The sequence below is a fragment of the Geobacillus sp. FSL K6-3411 genome (assembly GCF_037965715.1).
Classification (GTDB): Bacteria; Bacillota; Bacilli; order Bacillales; family Anoxybacillaceae; genus Geobacillus; species Geobacillus thermodenitrificans.
On the sequence record NZ_CP150187.1, the window covers coordinates 3,190,985 to 3,209,042 of the forward strand.

Annotated in this window: 16 protein-coding genes; 1 reads left to right on the forward strand and 15 read right to left on the reverse strand. The window is 51.3% G+C overall.

What is annotated here, in order from left to right:
- Positions 1-180: 180 nt before the first annotated feature.
- From hprK to NSQ22_RS16455, 7 genes are all read right to left on the reverse strand, one after another.
- The gene (gene hprK, locus NSQ22_RS16425) at positions 181-1,110 is read right to left on the reverse strand and encodes an HPr(Ser) kinase/phosphatase (protein ID WP_008880316.1); all 930 of its coding nucleotides are present in this window, start codon (positions 1,108-1,110) and stop codon (positions 181-183) included.
- 110 nt (positions 1,111-1,220) lie between these two features.
- Positions 1,221-1,583 (reverse strand): phage holin family protein, encoded by a 363-nt coding sequence (locus NSQ22_RS16430; RefSeq protein ID WP_008880317.1) that lies wholly within the window; start codon positions 1,581-1,583, stop codon positions 1,221-1,223.
- Between the two features lie 169 nt (positions 1,584-1,752).
- Positions 1,753-2,079, reverse strand: a complete 327-nt coding sequence (locus NSQ22_RS16435; RefSeq protein ID WP_029761346.1) for a DUF4870 domain-containing protein — start codon at positions 2,077-2,079, stop codon at positions 1,753-1,755.
- A 125-nt stretch (positions 2,080-2,204) separates the two neighbouring features.
- A complete protein-coding gene (gene uvrA / locus NSQ22_RS16440; protein ID WP_008880319.1) occupies positions 2,205-5,072 on the reverse strand; it encodes an excinuclease ABC subunit UvrA in 2,868 nt (955 codons plus the stop codon).
- A 7-nt stretch (positions 5,073-5,079) separates the two neighbouring features.
- Positions 5,080-7,059 (reverse strand): excinuclease ABC subunit UvrB, encoded by a 1,980-nt coding sequence (gene uvrB, locus NSQ22_RS16445; RefSeq protein WP_011888183.1) that lies wholly within the window; start codon positions 7,057-7,059, stop codon positions 5,080-5,082.
- Between the two features lie 176 nt (positions 7,060-7,235).
- Positions 7,236-7,457, reverse strand: coding sequence for a CsbA family protein (locus NSQ22_RS16450; RefSeq protein ID WP_008880321.1), 222 nt, complete (start codon positions 7,455-7,457; stop codon positions 7,236-7,238).
- Positions 7,458-7,471: 14 nt separating this feature from the next.
- Positions 7,472-8,644, reverse strand: a complete 1,173-nt coding sequence (locus NSQ22_RS16455; protein WP_339263862.1) for a PDZ domain-containing protein — start codon at positions 8,642-8,644, stop codon at positions 7,472-7,474.
- 219 nt (positions 8,645-8,863) lie between these two features.
- On the opposite strand from NSQ22_RS16455, the gene NSQ22_RS16460 reads away from it, so the two are divergent.
- Positions 8,864-9,382, forward strand: a complete 519-nt coding sequence (locus NSQ22_RS16460; RefSeq protein WP_008880323.1) for a MerR family transcriptional regulator — start codon at positions 8,864-8,866, stop codon at positions 9,380-9,382.
- Positions 9,383-9,520: 138 nt separating this feature from the next.
- Here NSQ22_RS16460 and NSQ22_RS16465 read toward each other — a convergent pair whose 3' ends face one another.
- From NSQ22_RS16465 to prfB, 8 genes are all read right to left on the reverse strand, one after another.
- Positions 9,521-10,966: a S41 family peptidase gene (locus NSQ22_RS16465; protein ID WP_008880324.1), complete on the reverse strand. Its 1,446-nt coding sequence runs from the start codon at positions 10,964-10,966 to the stop codon at positions 9,521-9,523.
- 230 nt (positions 10,967-11,196) lie between these two features.
- The gene (locus NSQ22_RS16470; RefSeq protein WP_029761347.1) at positions 11,197-11,904 is read right to left on the reverse strand and encodes a pirin family protein; all 708 of its coding nucleotides are present in this window, start codon (positions 11,902-11,904) and stop codon (positions 11,197-11,199) included.
- A gap of 359 nt (positions 11,905-12,263) precedes the next feature.
- Positions 12,264-13,595: a M23 family metallopeptidase gene (locus NSQ22_RS16475; protein ID WP_029761348.1), complete on the reverse strand. Its 1,332-nt coding sequence runs from the start codon at positions 13,593-13,595 to the stop codon at positions 12,264-12,266.
- Positions 13,596-13,626: 31 nt separating this feature from the next.
- Positions 13,627-14,520 carry a permease-like cell division protein FtsX gene (ftsX, locus tag NSQ22_RS16480; protein WP_339263865.1) on the reverse strand — a complete coding sequence of 298 codons (894 nt, stop codon included), beginning with the start codon at positions 14,518-14,520 and terminating at the stop codon, positions 13,627-13,629.
- The gene (gene ftsE / locus NSQ22_RS16485; RefSeq protein WP_029761350.1) at positions 14,510-15,196 is read right to left on the reverse strand and encodes a cell division ATP-binding protein FtsE; all 687 of its coding nucleotides are present in this window, start codon (positions 15,194-15,196) and stop codon (positions 14,510-14,512) included. Before ftsE ends, ftsX begins: the two co-directional genes overlap by 11 nt.
- A gap of 353 nt (positions 15,197-15,549) precedes the next feature.
- Complete coding sequence (gene cccB / locus NSQ22_RS16490) at positions 15,550-15,885, reverse strand: cytochrome c551 (RefSeq protein WP_339263867.1); 336 nt, start codon at positions 15,883-15,885, stop codon at positions 15,550-15,552.
- Positions 15,886-15,947: 62 nt separating this feature from the next.
- Positions 15,948-16,811 (reverse strand): YitT family protein, encoded by an 864-nt coding sequence (locus NSQ22_RS16495; RefSeq protein ID WP_029761351.1) that lies wholly within the window; start codon positions 16,809-16,811, stop codon positions 15,948-15,950.
- A 118-nt stretch (positions 16,812-16,929) separates the two neighbouring features.
- Positions 16,930-18,034, reverse strand: a protein-coding gene (gene prfB / locus NSQ22_RS16500; protein ID WP_144038740.1) for a peptide chain release factor 2 whose coding sequence is annotated in 2 segments (ribosomal slippage) — positions 16,930-17,958 and positions 17,960-18,034 — 1,104 coding nt in all. Because the reading frame shifts where the segments join, the coding sequence is not laid out codon by codon here.
- Positions 18,035-18,058: the final 24 nt, after the last annotated feature.

An 18,058-nucleotide genomic window follows, 5' to 3' on the forward strand; every position in this document is an offset into this window, starting at 1 on the left:
TAGTTTTCATTGAGAAACTTTGATTTTTTGAATTCTCAAAAATCACTGGTGACAGAAAGCAGTGATTTTCTCCAGCTTCCTAGATGATGATTTCATGCAGAATCCCCCTGCATGAACCCCCTATTTCTTTCTTCCCTAAAAACGAGCGATAGAAGAAACATCACTGTTTTTTACCGGTTTTCAGTCACGTTCCCCTTCTTCAATGGCATCGCTCAGTCGCGCCGAAAATTCCTCAGCCGCGTTAACGCCCATCCGCTTCAACCGGAAGTTCATCGCTGCCACTTCAACAATGACGGCCAAGTTGCGCCCTGGGCGTACCGGAATCGTTAATCTCGGCAATTCGATATCTAAAATTTTCATCTTTTCTTCTTCCAAACCAAGACGATCGTATTGCTTCTCCGGATCCCATAGCTCTAAATCGATGACTAAGGAAATGCGCTTATGCGGCAGCACCGCCCCAGCACCGAACAAGGTCATCATATTAATAATGCCAAGTCCGCGAATCTCGAGCAAATGCTCAATCAGCTCCGGTGCGCTGCCGATCAATGTATCTTCATCCTCCTGGCGGATTTCGACACAGTCATCGGCGACCAACCGATGGCCGCGCTTCACAAGCTCAAGCGCCGTTTCACTTTTACCGACCCCGCTTTTGCCTGTAATCAATACGCCAACGCCGTACACATCGACGAGTACGCCGTGCACCGCTGTTGTTGGGGCCAGCTTGCTTTCCAAATAGTTGGTCAATCGGCTAGAAAGCCGGGTCGTTTTCATAGTCGAACGCATCACCGGCACCGACTGGCGCTCGGACGCTTCGATCAGCTCCGGCGGCACGTCTAAGCCACGCGAGACGATAATTCCGGGCGTAATATCGGTACAAAGCCGCTGCATCCGCGCCCGCTTTTCTTCCGGGGTCAACGTTTCGTAAAACGACAGCTCCGTTCGGCCAAGCAGCTGCAGACGCTCTGCCGGATAGTAGGCAAAATAACCCGCCATCTCGATCCCTGGCCGCGACAGGTCGCTTGTCGTAATCGGGCGGTAAATGCCTTCGGCGCCGCTGACAAGCTCAAGCTGGAACTGTTCAATGATGTCTTTTGTCCGCACTTTTGGCATAATCAGCCTTTCTCCCCTTTCTTCATCTTTTTCCATTGTAGCACGTTTTGTTTCGCCGTTGAATGGAAAACATCGGGGAAACAAAATGGAGACGGTTCATCCCGTCTCCGTTACGACCGTTTGCGAAGCGGCTCAACAATCGCTTTTTGCACAAGCAGATGGAAAAACGACAAGACGATCGAGGCGAGCAGCGCCGTGCCGAACCCTCCAATTTGAAACGCATCGCCCATCAGCGCTGCCGTCATCATCAGCGTGATAGCGTTGATGACAAACAAAAACAACCCGAGCGTCAACACCGTCACGGGCAGCGTCAATAAAATGAGCACCGGGCGGACAACGACATTTAACACCGCTAAAATCAAACTCGCCAAAAACGCGGCGCCAATGCCGCTGAAATGAATGTCGGCAAAATAGCCATCAATCGCCATGAGCAAAACGGTATTAATAAAAACTCCAATCAACCAATTCAGCATCACATCACCATCTTTGCTCTAAAATCGGTTGCCGAACGTTCTCCCTGCATGAGCAGATGCCTTTTTCTATTATAGTGCCATAAAACAAGGCAAACATTGCACATGCCGGCCGAAACAATGCACTCCGTCGACCCGCTTACGCAAAATGTAGGTCAGTTCTATCTCACTTTTATTTTAACACCTGAATCCCTTTAATGATATTCCAAATCAACACAACAAGGTTCAAAGCTCCAGCGACGAGGAAACCGAGCCAAATAAGGCCGCCGCCAAACAAGAACGCTTCCTCTCCCTGTTGACCGAACAAAAAAGGAACAAAGGCGAACGCAATAAACACAACAATGGTAATCGCCGGAATTAAGTGAGAAAAAAGCGACCGTTTCGCATGGTGTTTCACACCTGGATCTTCCACAACAAAATACACAACGATCGGCAAAATGAATGGCGCAAAAAAGATGCTGAAATAACAAAGGGAAGATATAACTTTATTGGTGGACAATTCGATAACTCCTTTCTCCATTTCTTCACCTTTTATATACGACGATCATCGTCAAAAGTTTCCCTCTGACCGTAAAAAGATAGCGCCCATCACTTTCCCCAAACGATAGAAAAAGCGGCAAAGCACTACGCCTTTGCCGCTTCATATCGCGCTTGCATGCGCGCCCGGTCACGTTCCAAAATGGGTTTTAAGTAGCGGCCAGTGTGCGATGCCTCGACCTCCGCCACTTGTTCCGGCGTGCCGGCGGCAACAATTTGCCCACCGCGGCTGCCGCCTTCTGGACCTAAGTCAATAATATAGTCAGCCGTTTTTATGACGTCTAAGTTATGCTCGATGACAAGCACCGTATCGCCGTTCTCCACCAACCGATGAAGTACATTCAGCAATCGGGCGATGTCATCGACGTGCAGACCGGTCGTCGGCTCATCTAAAATGTAGAGCGTCCGGCCGTTCGAGCGACGATGCAACTCCGCAGCGAGCTTGACGCGCTGCGCCTCGCCGCCCGAAAGCGTTGTTGCTGGCTGGCCGAGCTTCATATAGCCAAGGCCGACATCGTACAGCGTCTCAAGCTTGCGTTTAATTTTCGGGATCGGAGCAAAAAAGTCAAGCGCATCTTCGACTGTCATGTCAAGCACTTCTGCGATGTTTTTCCCTTTATACGTCACCTCAAGCGTCTCACGGCTGTACCGTTTACCGTGGCACACTTCACACGGGACATACACGTCCGGCAAAAAGTGCATTTCGATTTTAATGATCCCATCACCATGGCACGCCTCGCAGCGCCCGCCTTTGACGTTAAAGCTGAAACGTCCTTTTTTATAGCCGCGCACCTTCGCCTCGTTCGTCGAAGCAAACACCTCGCGAATGTCATCAAACACACCGGTGTATGTCGCCGGGTTGGATCGCGGCGTGCGGCCGATCGGCGACTGGTCGATGTCAATCACTTTATCGAGGTGCTCGAGCCCACGAATGTCGCGGTGTTCCCCCGGTTTTGCTTTCGCTCGGTGCAGTTTTTGCGCTAGCGCCTTATAGAGCACCTCGTTTACGAGCGTGCTTTTTCCTGAACCCGATACCCCGGTGACGGCAATAAACGTGCCGAGCGGGATTTTTACAGTGACGTTTTTCAAGTTATGCTCGCGTGCGCCGACCACCTCCAGCCAGCGGCCGTCCGGCTGGCGCCGCTGGGCTGGAATCGGGATGAATTTTTTCCCGGATAAATATTGGCCAGTGAGCGAGTTCGGATCGTTCATCACTTCCTCTGGCGTGCCGGCAGCGACGACTTCACCGCCATGAATGCCCGCTCCGGGGCCGATGTCAATCAAATAATCAGCCGCGAGCATCGTATCTTCATCATGTTCCACGACAATGAGGGTGTTGCCAAGATCGCGCATGCTTTTTAACGTCGCGATTAGCCGATCGTTGTCGCGTTGGTGAAGCCCGATGGACGGCTCATCAAGCACATACAAAACGCCCGTCAACCGCGAGCCGATTTGTGTCGCCAATCGAATGCGCTGCGCTTCACCGCCCGAGAGCGTTCCGGCTGAGCGGCTGAGCGTTAAATAGTCGAGACCGACGTTTTTCAAGAAGCCGAGCCGTTCGCGAATTTCACGCAAAATGAGACGGGCGATTTGCGCTTCTTTTTCCGTCAGCTCAAGCCCTTCAAAAAAGGCAAGCGCCTCCGTCACCGACATGGCGGTCACTTCACCGATATGTTTACCACCGACCAGAACGGCCAAGCTCTCTTTTTTCAGCCGGTAGCCTTTACATGTCGGGCACGGCTGTTCGGTCATGTATTTTTCCATTTGTTCGCGAACATAATCGGAGCTCGTCTCCCGATAGCGACGTTCAATATTCGAAATGACGCCTTCAAACTGGATGTACTGTTCTCGCACCTTGCCAAAATCAGTTGTATAGCGGAAATAAATCGGCTCCTCGCCGCTGCCGTATAAAATTTTGTCAAGCTGCTCTTTCGGCAAATCTTTCACTGGCACATCCATCGGAATGCCGTAATGGCGGCACACCGCCTCGAGCAGCTGCGGGTAATATTGCGAGCTTTGCGGCTCCCATGGCGCAATAGCATGCTCTTTTAGCGTCAATTTGTCGTTCGGAATGACGAGATCGAGATCCACTTCGAGCTTTGCCCCGAGCCCGTCGCAGTCCGGACAAGCGCCGTACGGGCTGTTGAACGAAAAGAGGCGCGGCTCAAGCTCCCCAATGGAAAAGCCGCAATACGGGCAGGCGTGCTTTTCGCTAAACAACAGCTCCTCCTCGCCGATCACATCAACGACTACTTTGCCATCCGCCAGTTTTAATGCCGTCTCAAGCGAATCGGCGAGCCTTGCGGCAACACCGTCTTTGATCACGATCCGGTCGACGATGACATCAATCGAATGTTTTTTATTTTTTTCAAGCTCAATGTCTTCCGTCAACTCGCGCATCTCACCGTCAATGCGGACGCGTACATACCCTTGCTTGCGGATGTCATCAAGCACTTTCGCATGCGTCCCTTTTCTTCCCGAGACGATCGGGGCAAAAATTTGCATTTTCGTCCGTTCCGGGTAAGAGAGCAGGCGGTCGACCATTTGCTCGATCGTCTGTGAGGCAATTTCAATGCCGTGCGTCGGGCAGACCGGACGGCCGATGCGGGCAAACAGCAGCCGCAAATAATCGTAAATTTCCGTCACCGTACCGACCGTTGAGCGCGGGTTGCGGCTCGTCGTCTTTTGGTCGATCGAAATGGCCGGCGACAACCCTTCAATCGCATCGACATCCGGCTTGTCCATCTGCCCTAAAAATTGGCGGGCATACGCCGATAGCGACTCGACGTAGCGCCGCTGCCCTTCAGCATAAATCGTATCAAACGCCAACGACGACTTTCCCGACCCGGACAGCCCGGTCAACACAACAAGCTGTCCGCGCGGAATTTCAACGTCAATGTTTTTTAAATTATGGGCGCGAGCCCCTTTCACGATAATTTTATCGGTTCCGTTCACCGAGTCATCATCCTTCCGCTTTCAACTCGAAAATGACATCACGCAGCTGGGCGGCTCGCTCGAAGTCGAGCGCTTTTGCCGCTTCTTTCATCTCCGCTTCCAGCTGGCGGATGAGCTCTTCCCGTTCTTGTTTTGTCATGTTGGCAGCCGTCGGCTTGGCCTCGTACGTTTCCGTCTCCTCCGCCGCATAGGTCGCGCGGATGACGTCGCGAATATCCTTTTGGATCGTGCGCGGCACGATGCCGTGTTTCTTGTTGTATTCTTCCTGAATCGTCCGACGCCGCTTCGTCTCTTGAATGGCGATTTCCATTGATTTGGTGATCGTATCGGCGTACATGATCACGTGGCCGTTCGCGTTGCGCGCCGCCCGGCCGATCGTCTGAATGAGCGAGCGCTCCGAGCGCAAAAATCCTTCTTTGTCGGCGTCCAAAATGGCAACGAGCGACACTTCCGGAATATCGAGCCCTTCCCGAAGCAAGTTGATGCCGACTAGCACATCATATTTGCCAAGCCGCAAATCGCGAATAATTTCAATGCGCTCAAGCGTTTTAATTTCCGAATGCAAATAGGCGACTTTAAAGCCCGCTTCTTTCAAGTAATCCGTTAAATCTTCCGCCATTTTTTTCGTCAGCGTCGTCACCAATGTCCGTTCGTTCCGTTCAACGCGCTCGTGAATTTCGCTGATCAAATCATCAATTTGCCCGGCGATCGGGCGAACGTCAATCGTCGGATCAAGAAGACCCGTCGGGCGAATGATTTGTTCGACGACCCCCGGGCTATGTTCGAGCTCATACGGTCCTGGCGTCGCCGAGACGTAAATAATTTGGTTAATTTTTTGTTCGAACTCGTCAAACGTGAGCGGACGGTTGTCTAGCGCCGACGGCAAGCGAAAGCCGTGATCAACCAGCACTTGCTTGCGCGCCCGGTCGCCGTTGTACATGCCGCGCAGCTGCGGCAACGTGACGTGCGACTCATCGATGATAATCAAAAAATCATCCGGAAAATAATCGAGCAGCGTGTACGGCGTTGAGCCCGGCGGCCGAAGCGCCAAATGGCGCGAGTAGTTTTCGATTCCAGAACAAAATCCCATTTCGCGCATCATCTCAAGGTCATAGCGCGTCCGCTGCTCCAGCCGCTGCGCTTCTAACAGCTTCCCTTGTTCGCGCAGCTCAGCAAGCCGCTCCTCGAGTTCTTTTTCAATGTTGGCAATCGCGAGCTTCATTTTCTCCTCACGCGTGACAAAGTGCGACGCCGGGAAAATAGCCACATGCTCGCGCTCACCGAGCACTTCGCCAGTCAAGGCGTCGACTTCACGAATGCGGTCGATTTCGTCGCCAAAAAACTCGACACGGATGCAATGTTCATCGCGCGATGCCGGGAAAATCTCAACGACATCCCCGCGGACGCGAAACGTGCCGCGCTGAAAGTCAATATCATTGCGGTCATACTGGATATCAACCAACCGCCGCAACAACGTGTTGCGTTCAATCTCCATGCCGACGCGCAGCGAAACCACAAGCTCGCGGTATTCTTCCGGCGACCCTAAGCCATAAATGCACGACACGCTGGCGACGATGATGACATCCCGCCGCTCAAACAAAGCCGATGTCGCCGAGTGCCGCAATTTATCGATTTCATCATTAATTTTCGCGTCTTTTTCAATATACGTATCCGTCTGCGGCACGTACGCTTCTGGTTGGTAATAGTCGTAATAGCTGACAAAATATTCGACAGCGTTGTTCGGGAAAAACTCTTTCAACTCGCTGTACAACTGCCCGGCGAGCGTTTTGTTATGGGCGATGACAAGCGTTGGCTTGTTCACTTTGGCAATGACGTTGGAAATCGTGAACGTTTTGCCTGTTCCCGTCGCCCCGAGCAGCGTTTGATGCTTCACTCCACGCTTTAAACCGTCAACCAACTTTTCAATCGCCTGCGGCTGATCGCCTTGTGGTTGATATGATGACACTAATTGAAAACGGTTGTCCACCGTTTCTCCTCCTTCTCCGATCCGTCTCTCCTCATTGTATCACATCCTCTTAAAGGATGCACAAAAAATGCGAACTGATATTCGTACCAAACGACGTAACGATTTCCATTGCCCGCTCCTCATTTGTCTGCTTATAGAATAGGAAAAAGCGGGCCTCTTTAAGGCCCGCCTGTCTGTCACTTTTTCAAATTGTTCAACATACGGCCGGCCAATAAGAAACCGGCGATCGTCGACGCAATATCGGCGACGATTTCATGCAGTTCATCCGTATACCCTTTGGCATACGAAGCGACAAGCAACGCGATCGTCAACAACACCGCGATGTATCGATTGTAAGTCACCCGTGTAAACAACAAGACAAGAAAGCACGGAATGATGAGTGCGGCGAGAAACCACATATGCTCAGTCTCCTTTACGAAACAGCTTCGGACGCCGACGCGCCCCGATTGTGGACAAATAACAAGCCAAGCTCATGATGTTCATCTTCATACAACGCCCCTTGGACAAAGCGGACTTCACCGTTATGCCCGATGACGTCAAGCTTACAAAACGCCCGATTGCGCTGCAGCTCTTCATAAAACTCCGCCTCCGTCCGCACGTGGACACCGTTCGCTTTCATAATGATTTCCCCGATTTGTAGCCCCATTTTCTCCGCTTTCGAGCCAGGGAGCACGCCGACAATCACTACCCCTTGCGAATAACGGGCGAAGCGGGGCGGTCGGGCTCGGTCAGCGCGGTGCCCAGAAAAAGCGATCCACTCGCGGCCGATAATCGCCACAGCCCCCGCAACAAACGCCAACGGCAAGTACCATATACCAACAACGGCTAGCAGAGCGACAAGGAGCGCAAGCCGAAGCACACGCCGCCCTTCCTCATGAGCCGCTTCCGGCGGCATGACGTGTTGCCGGCGTTGCGAAAATCCAAGAAGAAACGGCACCAACCAAAACGAATAACCGTCCCCAGCCGGAAGAAGCGGCCACCATGAGACCGGTGACAACGCACCGCCAGATACCGGGAGCACGATCGGCACAAACCAAAAACGTTGCGTCCATTGCATGCCAATCGTCATCCCCCGCTTGCTTTTCACGAGCTGCGGCGACGCCGTCCCGTTTTGGGAACGGAGGATGAGCCACCCTTCAGCCGCCAACAACAACGTAAGAAACAAAGCCAAGGCCGCCCCTGCCGTTGGGCCATCAGGGAATAAGTCGCTCACCATCCCGCTTTGCCCGATCAAACCGAGCAGCACGATCGCACCGCCAACGGTGTACGCTGGCGATAAGAGGCGCGCTTCCATCGTGAAGCCAATGACAACGGTCAGCGCTGTCACCATCCACACCGCCTCGCGCGGCAACGCGACTCCAGCGCTGATCGCCACCACAGACAACACCGTACCGGCTGCCCATCCCCATGTCCAGAGCCCGCGCCATTCTTGCCATGGATGATGGACGCGCACATGAAAGTCACGGCGTTCCCGCTTTACCCGCCGCCAGCCGGCGACAATAGCTAAAAGGACGCCATAATAAAGGAGCGGCTGCCGCCATACGGCCGCGATCCCTTCAAGCAATTCCAGCCCCCATGTTGCCATCCGCTTCCCCCCTTGCTTCGTTCACCAGTCTTTATCTTCTATTCTACCAAATGGCCACGGCAAATCCCATGCCTGCGGCCATCTTTTTTGCCGCTCATGACGAATTTGTGCCGTTTTCCACTTTCTTTGCCGAATAGGCACTAGTTTTGTCGGCTAGGCAGGATTTTCAATGAAGATAGAAAAAGGATATAACAGAAGATGAAAAGGAGGAGTGGAACGATGGAGTTAAAAACGACCGATGTCGCCGCCCGTCTTGGCGTTTCGCCGAAAACCGTTCAACGTTGGGTACGGAAATATGACATTCCGCTGCGGAGAAACGAAGCCGGCCACTTCTTGTTTGACGAAAAAACAGTTGCCTTGCTCGAACGGGTCAAATTTGAACAAGGTGCGGCACTCGAAGCGCCTCCGGCTCCTGACCGTCCCTCGACACCGCCGCGGAACAGCTCCATTCATGCCTTATTCCAAGAGTATGTTGAACCGGAAATCGAACGCGTCACCTCACGCCTTAATCAACTCGAACAACAACTGGAGCAAAAAGCCGATGATGTTGTTTCGGTCCAACTGCTTCATCATCGAAAGGAAATGGAAGAAATCGCTGCCCGCCTCACTGCCCTCGAGCAGCTTGTCGCCCGTCTTGAACAGCAGCTGAACAATCGGCCGCCTTCCTCCCACGAAACACCGAAGGAACCAAAGCGGAAACGGCGCGGCCTCGGGCGGGTGATGGGATTGTTTGCTTAAGGCCCATGCGCTCTGTCCCATGCAGGGCGTTTTTTTTTTTGCACAAAAACGTTCATGAATGGATTTGACACTTCATCCCGAGACGAAACGCTCATGTTGATAGAAAAGAGCTCCCTTGCTCGGGAGCCCCATCGCTATTTATGGGAACAATACGTGTAACGCCGCTTTCAGCTGTACATCGTGCTTCGGATCGCGGATCGCTTCCATAATTTTTGTTTGCAGTACGTTAGCCGTCGTTTCATCGATACGACCGGTGGCGGGAAGCTTATTCGCTTTTTGGAATGCTTTCACCGCTGTTTCCGTTTCTTTGCTGAAATAGCCGTCCGTACGGCCCGGGTCAAAACCGAGTCCTTTTAACATTTTTTGTGCATTCGCAATTTGTTCATCATTCATATCATACGTGAACGGTTTTTCTACATGAAGCGGAGCGACGTGGAAAAACTCAGGCTGCTCAACGGCCACATCTGGCTTGATTCCTTTTCCATGGATCCAATGCCCATCCGGCGTCAGCCATTTGTAAAGCGTCAGCTTAATGTTGCTGCCATCGCCCATTGGAATCGCCTGCTGCACCGTTCCTTTACCGAACGTCGTCTCACCGACGAGCTTGTAACCGCCGGCTTCCTTCATCGCTCCCGCTAAAATTTCCGATGCCGACGCACTGCCTTTGTCAATGAGCACAACGATCGGGTATGGCTTTTTCTCTGTTATATCAGAATAAAATTTTTGCTTGTCGCCATTGCGCTCTTCAATTTGCACGTACGGTTTATGTTTCGGGACAAGGTCTTTTAAAATTTCCTCGATGCTTTGCAAATAGCCCCCCGGATTGCCGCGCACGTCGATAATGAGCCCGTCGATTTTCTCAGCCTCAAGCTTCGCTAGTTTCTTTTTAAAATCGGCGGCTGTATTTTCCGAAAACGATGTGATTTGCAAATAGCCGGCCTTTTTGCCATCATACGTTTTCACCGCCTCATACACCGTTTCGATCGGGATTTCGTCACGGACGACTTTGACTTTCATCGCATTTTTGGCGCCCGGGCGGAGAATCTCAAGCTCCACCGTCGTCCCTTTTTTGCCGCGGATTTTCAGCACTGCCTCATACAAATCGAGCCCCTCAAGGCTTTCCCCGTTGACGCGCAAAATTTGATCGTTCGGTTTCAGCCCCGCTTTTTCCGCCGGCGAGTTTTTAATCGGTGCAACGATCGTCACTTTCCCGTCAATCATGCTCACTTCAGCACCGATCCCCTCAAATGATGAATCAAGCGATTCGTTAAACTGTTCGGTCGTTTCCGCATCCATATAGACAGAATACGGATCGTCAAGCGTACCAATCATCCCTTGAATGGCGCCTTCCGCCAATTTTTCCTCATCTACTTTTTCCACGTACCGGCTTTTGATCAGCTCATATGCCTGGCGGATTTTTTTTATCTCTTCTTCGTCGTTTGCCCCCTTGGACGATTCATTCGGAATGACTGCTGACATCGGACTGTCCTCTGCTCCGCCGGCCAGCTGCAAGCCGACATACGTCCCACCGGCCCCGATGAGCATCGATAGGGCCATCAATACGGCCGTCGTTGTTTTTTTCACGTTGTTTCCTCCTCACCCTATACATAAAGGAAAAGCACCGCATCATGCCGTGCCATGCCCTTATCTCCATCATATGTCAGGCTTGTACTGAGTATGCTTCCCCATTGTCGCCATAGGGGAAGCGTCGTCTGCTATTAGTTTACACGCTCCCTTTTGATTTCTCAACTCATACGGGCTCAAAAAAAGAGACACCCCGCCTCATTGGCGAAAGATGTCTCTTCCTTTTGGTGTTAGTTTGGTAAGTCAATGAGCATGAACCGCGCCCCTTCGTTCGTCAACAGGCGAAGCGTCGGCGTCTCCGTTATGCGAGCCGCATCGCGCCGTTGCAAGTCCGCCTCACCGTTCAATGACAAGTCTCCCTCGATGACAAAGACAAAGATGTTTCGCTCCTCTGGCTGGGTAAATGTCAGTTCATGTCCGGCTTCCAAGTCAGAAAGGTAAATGGTCAAATCTTGATGAATGTGAGCAATTCCCGGAGAAGAAGGCTGTTTCGCCACGACAGGCAGCAGCGCGTTTCTCATCTTTTCGACTGGAAATTCAACCCGCTCGTACGAAGGCGTTAATCCATACTCTTCCGGCAAAAACCAAAGTTGCAGAAAGTTGACCTCTTCTGTCGCCGACGGATTTACTTCCGAATGAACGATGCCGGTACCCGCGGACATCCGCTGCACGCCGCCAAACGTCGTCACTGCCTTATGCCCGGTGCTGTCTTCATGTTGCAAATACCCTTTTAACACGATCGACACAATTTCCATCTCCCGGTGCGGGTGAGCACCAAAACCAGCCAGCGGTGCGATGACATCATCATTTAACACCCGCAGCGGCCCGAACTGAATGTTGTTCGGATCGTAATATTCACCAAACGAAAAACTATGGTACGTCTTCAACCAACCGTAATCAGCATGATAACGGGACGAAGCCCGGTCAATACGGATCATCCGTTTTCACTCCTTCATTCCTTTGAAGATGATACGAATCGTAAACTGTCAGCGATATTCACTAAACCTCATTAATTCATAAATCTCGAATTCGAGATTATTATATAAGAGCATACTTCTTTTGTCAACCGCCTGTTTGTGTCTGCTTCTCCTTGCTCCTATGCATTTTATTGCCTTTCTTCGAGCAACAAGTCAACCATTGGGCAGGTTAGAGGCGGTCTTCATGCGGGCAGCGGGCACGCCGGTCGTTTCCCGGATGACGATGGCGTCCCCTCTCCAGAAGCGATGGCCACAAAAAAATACGCAACTCGCCTTCCTCAACGAGGCAGGCAAGTTGCGTATACGAGGTGGTGTAAGCGTTAGAACGCGATATAACTACGCGGGTCGACCGCATTCGTTTTCCCAGGGTTCCAACTGCCGCGATGCAACTCAAAGTGAAGGTGTGGGCCGGTTGAATGTCCAGTGTTGCCCATATAGCCGATGATTTGTCCTTTGCTGACACGTTGTCCTTCTCCGACCAAGCGCGCCTCGAGATGGGCGTAAACGGTCGTATACACTTGACCGTTAATGACGTGGCTGACGAAAATGGCGTTGCCGTAGCTGCTAGAATAGTAGGAACGGAACACGACCCCATCAGCAGCCGCAACGACCGGAACGACCGGGGCACGCTTGCCGATGTCAACCGCCGGGTGAAAATCGGAGCCGCCAAACCGGTAGCCAAAACCGGATGTGATCGGTCCGTTGGCCGGGCGAGTAAACGCTCCGCTTGATACAGGCGGTGTGCTGCCGCCGGATGGCGTTTCTCCGCCGCTTTTCGATGTTGACGATGAAGACGAAGATGTCGACGGCGAAGATTTCGGCGCTGTATATGTACGTGCACGCTGTTTCGCTGCCTCTTCCTCGACCCGTTTCTGCCGCTCAAGTTCGGCGAGCTGCTGCTTCACAGCGGCTTCTTGTTTCGCGATCAGTTCTTTTTCCTCTTCAAGTTCCATTTTATGATGATGCTCTTCTTCCTCTTTCTCTTTCAAATCCGACATTAAGCGGTTTTTCTGTTCAAGCTGGGCATCAAGTTTGGCTTGCAGCTGTTTCAGCTCCTGCAAGTCCGCTTGCAGTTTGTTCCGCTTTTGCGTCAGCTCAGTTTCTTTTTTCTCTTTGAGCGCTTTATCCGCTTCCTGCTCGCGGAGGATTTGTTGGTCAGCTTCCATGATGGCTGTCACCGCGCTCATTCGGTCGATGAAGTCACTAAAGCTTTGAGCGCCAAGCAACACTTCCAAGTAGCTGACCGCTCCACCGCTTTCTTGGAGCGAACGGATGCGCGCTTTTAAGATTTCATTCCGTTTTTCAATCCGCTCCTGAATCTCGGCAATTTCTTGTTGCAGCTTGTCAATCGCCCGTTCGGTTTCATCAATGTCCGTGCTGACTTTGCGAATTTTGCCGCTCGTTTCCTCAATGGCGCTATTGAGTTTTTCAATGTCATTAGCGACTTGTTTTTGCTGCGATTGCAGGGCTTTAATGTTTTTTTGCGACTCGCTAATTTTCTCTTCAACGCCCGACCGTTTCGAGCGCAGCGCATTGATTTCGCTTCGTTTTTGCTCGATATCGCGGTTGCTAACAGCGTTCGCCGCCGGCGGGAGAACGCCCAATCCGAGTGTTGCCACGACAGCGAGCACCATCATCTTTTTCTTTTTCATGGCTTTTCCCCTCTCCCTATCAAACTGATTTTTATACTTTCAAAAACTTACGCACTGACATGACGCTTCCCCAGACACCGATCAAAGCGCCAATGCCCAACAACAAGGCGCTCAGTTGCCAAATGAATGGAGAAAACGGCAAAAGCTCGAACAGCTGCAGGGAAAACTGCTGTTTGTATAGACGGTGCACATTGTAATAAACGAGCGCCAGTACGACGATCGGAACGATCGAACCGAGCATCCCAAGCCATAGCCCTTCAAGGAAAAACGGCCAGCGGATGAACCCATTCGTCGCCCCGACGAGCCGCATAATTTCAATCTCACGGCGACGGGCAAAAATCGTAATTTTAATGGTATTAGAAATTAAAAACATCGCTGTAAACAACAGACCAAAAATCAGCACCAATCCGACGTTGCGCATGACCTTAAGCGCATCAAATAGCTTTTCAACCGTCCCTTGTCCATAATTGACTTTATGAACGGACTGGAACGTTTCAATTTGCTTTGCAATTTTAACGGTATCTTGCGGATTAGCAGCTTTCACAACATACACATCGCTTAATGGGTTGTCTTGCTCAAACAGCTGGAACGATGAGCCTTCCTCACCCATGCTTTCAATCAACCGCTTCAGCTCTTCATCTTTTGATGAGTAGTGAACTTCTTTCACACTTGGAAGGGCTTCGATTCGCTGGCGCAGCACATCCTTCTCTTTATTGTCAGCGGCCAAATCGATATGGACGCGAATTTCGACTTCATTTTCCACTTTTTTCGCAAAATAGTTAATGTTGAACATGACGGTAAAAAAGACACCGACCAGCAGTAGCGTCACCGTGACGGCGCTCGCGGATGCAAACGTCATCCAACCGTTGCGGCCAAGACTTTTCACGCTCTCCCGAACGTGGCGTTTGAACGTGTTAAGCGTCATAGCCGTATTCCCCCTTCGCCTCGTCACGGACGATTGTCCCATTTTCGATCGCAATAACGCGTCGACGGGTAGCATTGACGATCTCTTTATTATGAGTCGCCATTACAATCGTCGTGCCCCGTTCATTAATTTTCTCAAACAGTTCCATAATGCCCCACGATGTTTCAGGATCCAAATTTCCTGTCGGTTCATCAGCAATCACGATTTTCGGGGAATTGACGATCGAGCGGGCGATCGAGACACGTTGCTGTTCGCCGCCAGACAGTTCGTTTGGGTAAGAGCGGATTTTATGTTTGAGGCCGACTAGATCGAGTACTTCCATCACTTTTTTGCGAATCACTTTCGGCGATTCTTCAATCACTTCCAAAGCAAAGGCCACATTTTCATACACGGTGAGCGTCGGAAGCAGCTTAAAATCTTGGAACACAACACCGATGTTGCGGCGCAGCAACGGAACTTTACTGTCTTTGATGTTGGCAAGATTGACACCGTTGACCATAATGGTGCCGCTCGTCGGCTTTTCTTCACGGTACATCATTTTAATAAATGTCGATTTGCCTGCTCCGCTAGGCCCAACGACATAGACGAATTCTCCCTGCTTAATGCGAACGCTAACGCCGTTTAGCGCTACGACTCCGTTTGGGTATGTCTTATATACATCTTGCATTTCAATCATCATAATCACCTATTTTTCGACTCGCTTACTGTCATTTCTCGAGTTGTTTCGAACCAATTGTACAAAATTCCACAAGGCTTATTATAGCACGATTTCTTGCTGTCGAATTTTACATTTATATTTCAAATAGGAAACAATAGCAAAACTAGCATAAAAGACCTATATATGCAATATAAAGAGTGAATCTTCTCTTCACTCTGTACACTGTAAGTACTACCATCCTTCTCTCTAAGATCTTGTGAACGCCCTCTACAACTGATCTATCGTGTGGAACATTCGTGAGAGGCGAAAAAAACAAAAGACCGCCCAGTCCCTGACAGGAAACTGGACGGTGCTTATTTCGTTTTCGTGACTTATTTTTTTGTGGCGAGCCATTCCGCCACTTTGTCAGCGTCTTCGCCTTGGATGATTCCTCCTGGCATAGAGCCGCGGCCTTTGGCGATGACCTCTTTAATTTCGTCTGCCGAGTATTTGCTTCCTACTTTTTGTAAGTTCGGGCCGACCCCTCCCGAAAGGTCTTGGCCGTGACATGATGCACAGCTTTGTTGATAGACTTGCTCAGCAGCAGCAGTGGTATCCCCTCCACCGTTGTTGCCGCCGTTTTGCTCCCCAGCGTTATCATCGCCGCCGCCACATGCTGCAAGCGCCAATGAAGCGCCGAGGAACACGGTTGCTAATTTCCACTTCATGACGAACTCCCCCTAAAAACAAAAATTCGCTTCCTTCGTTATTATAACCGATTTCTTCAATTTTACGTACGTTGAAATCCTTCCCCAAGCACTTCAGAGGCGTTGGCAACGATGACAAACGCCGTCGGATCAATGGTTCGCACGATTTGTTTCAATTTTGTGAACTCCGATTGAGCGACGACACACATGAGCACTGGCCGTTCATGCTCCGTATACCCGCCATACGCCGGCAACCGCGTCACCCCGCGGTCGATTTCATGCAAAATGGCGCGCCGCACTTTTTCCTCTTCATTTGTAATGATGAGGGCGATTTTTGAATAGCCAAGCCCGACTTGGACGAGGTCGATCGTTTTGCTTGTCACATACAACGCGATCAAAGCATAAAGCGCCCGTTCAATATCGAACACGAACGCCGCCGTCAAGACGATCAAGCCGTCAATCAAAATGACGCACACCCCAAGCGACAGTCCGGTATATTTATGAATGATTTGCGCTGCCAAATCCGTACCGCCCGTCGAGGCACGGCCGCGAAACACAATACCGAGACCAAGCCCGACGCCAATGCCGCCAAACAATGCTCCAAGAAGCGGATTGACCGTCGCCGGCTCCATCCCTTTGGTGATGTAGACGACAAGCGGCAAAAACACCGTCCCGACAAACGTCTTGATGCCAAACTGTCGGCCTAAGAGCACGACGCCGGCGATAAACAGCGGGATGTTGAGCGCCCATTGAACATAGGCGGGCTGGATGCCAAACAGCGCATGCACAATCGTGCTAATGCCGCTCACCCCGCCGGAAGCAATCCGGTTCGGCAACAAAAACACGTTAAACGCGACGGCGACAATCGCCGCGCCAACAAGAACGTACACATACTCCAAGGCCGTCTCCACCGTTGGAGACATCGCTTTATCTCTTTTTCTCCGCATGCTTCCCCACCTTCCTCTGTGAGTATAGCATGCCCGTTTTTTTAAGTAAATGACAGTCAGTTAACGCGATAATGGTCTACTATGATAAAGAAAAAAAGAGCGATCAGATGATCGCTCTTTACTTCAATTTCGCGCGCAAATACGCGTCAATGAACACATCGATTTCCCCATCCATCACCGCTTGCACGTTGCCGACCTCCACATTCGTCCGATGGTCTTTGACAAGCGAATACGGATGGAAGACGTAGGAGCGGATTTGGCTGCCCCAGCCGATTTCTTTTTGCTCGCCGCGCAGCTCGGCGAGTTCAGCTTGCTGTTCCTCCATTTTCTTTTGATACAGCTTCGCTTTTAACATATTCATCGCTTTTTCGCGGTTTTTAATTTGTGACCGCTCCGATTGGCACGTAACGACAATGCCGGTCGGCAAGTGGGTGATGCGCACCGCCGAGTCGGTCGTGTTGACGTGCTGCCCGCCCGCACCGCTTGAGCGGTATGTGTCGATTTTCAGCTCTTCCGGACGGATCTCAATCTCAATGTTATCGTCCATCTCCGGCACGACTTCGCATGACACGAACGACGTATGGCGGCGGCCTGAGGCGTCAAACGGGGAGATGCGCACAAGCCGGTGTACCCCTTTTTCCGCCTTTAAGTAGCCGTACGCATTATGTCCCTTGATAAGCAAGGTGACGCTTTTCACCCCGGCTTCCTCGCCTGGGAGATAATCCAGTGTTTCGACTTTAAATCCTTTTTTCTCCGCCCAGCGCGTGTACATGCGCAACAGCATCGACGCCCAGTCTTGCGATTCCGTGCCGCCCGCGCCCGGATGAAGCTCCAAAATCGCGTTATTTTGGTCGTACGGCTCGTTGAGCAACAGCTGCAGCTCAAACTGGCTGAAGTCTTTCGTCAATTTTTTCGCTTCTTCCACAAGTTCAGCCTGCAGCTCGTCATCCGGCTCCTCTTTCAACAACTCATACGTCACTTCCAAGTTGTCGAACCGTTCCGCGAGCGATTCAAACTCGCCAACTAATTCCTTGAGCGCATTCGCTTCGGAAATGATCGCCTGCGCCGCTTTCTGGTCATCCCAAAAGCCGGGCGCGGCCATTTGCTCCTCTAATTCTTGAATGCGCGTCTGCTTTGTTTCGAGGTCAAAGAGACCCCCTGATTTCCGCTAATCGCTTAGCCATTTTTTCTAACTCTTGCTTGATTTCCACTAAATCGATCATGTTGTCCTCACCTCATCATGAATA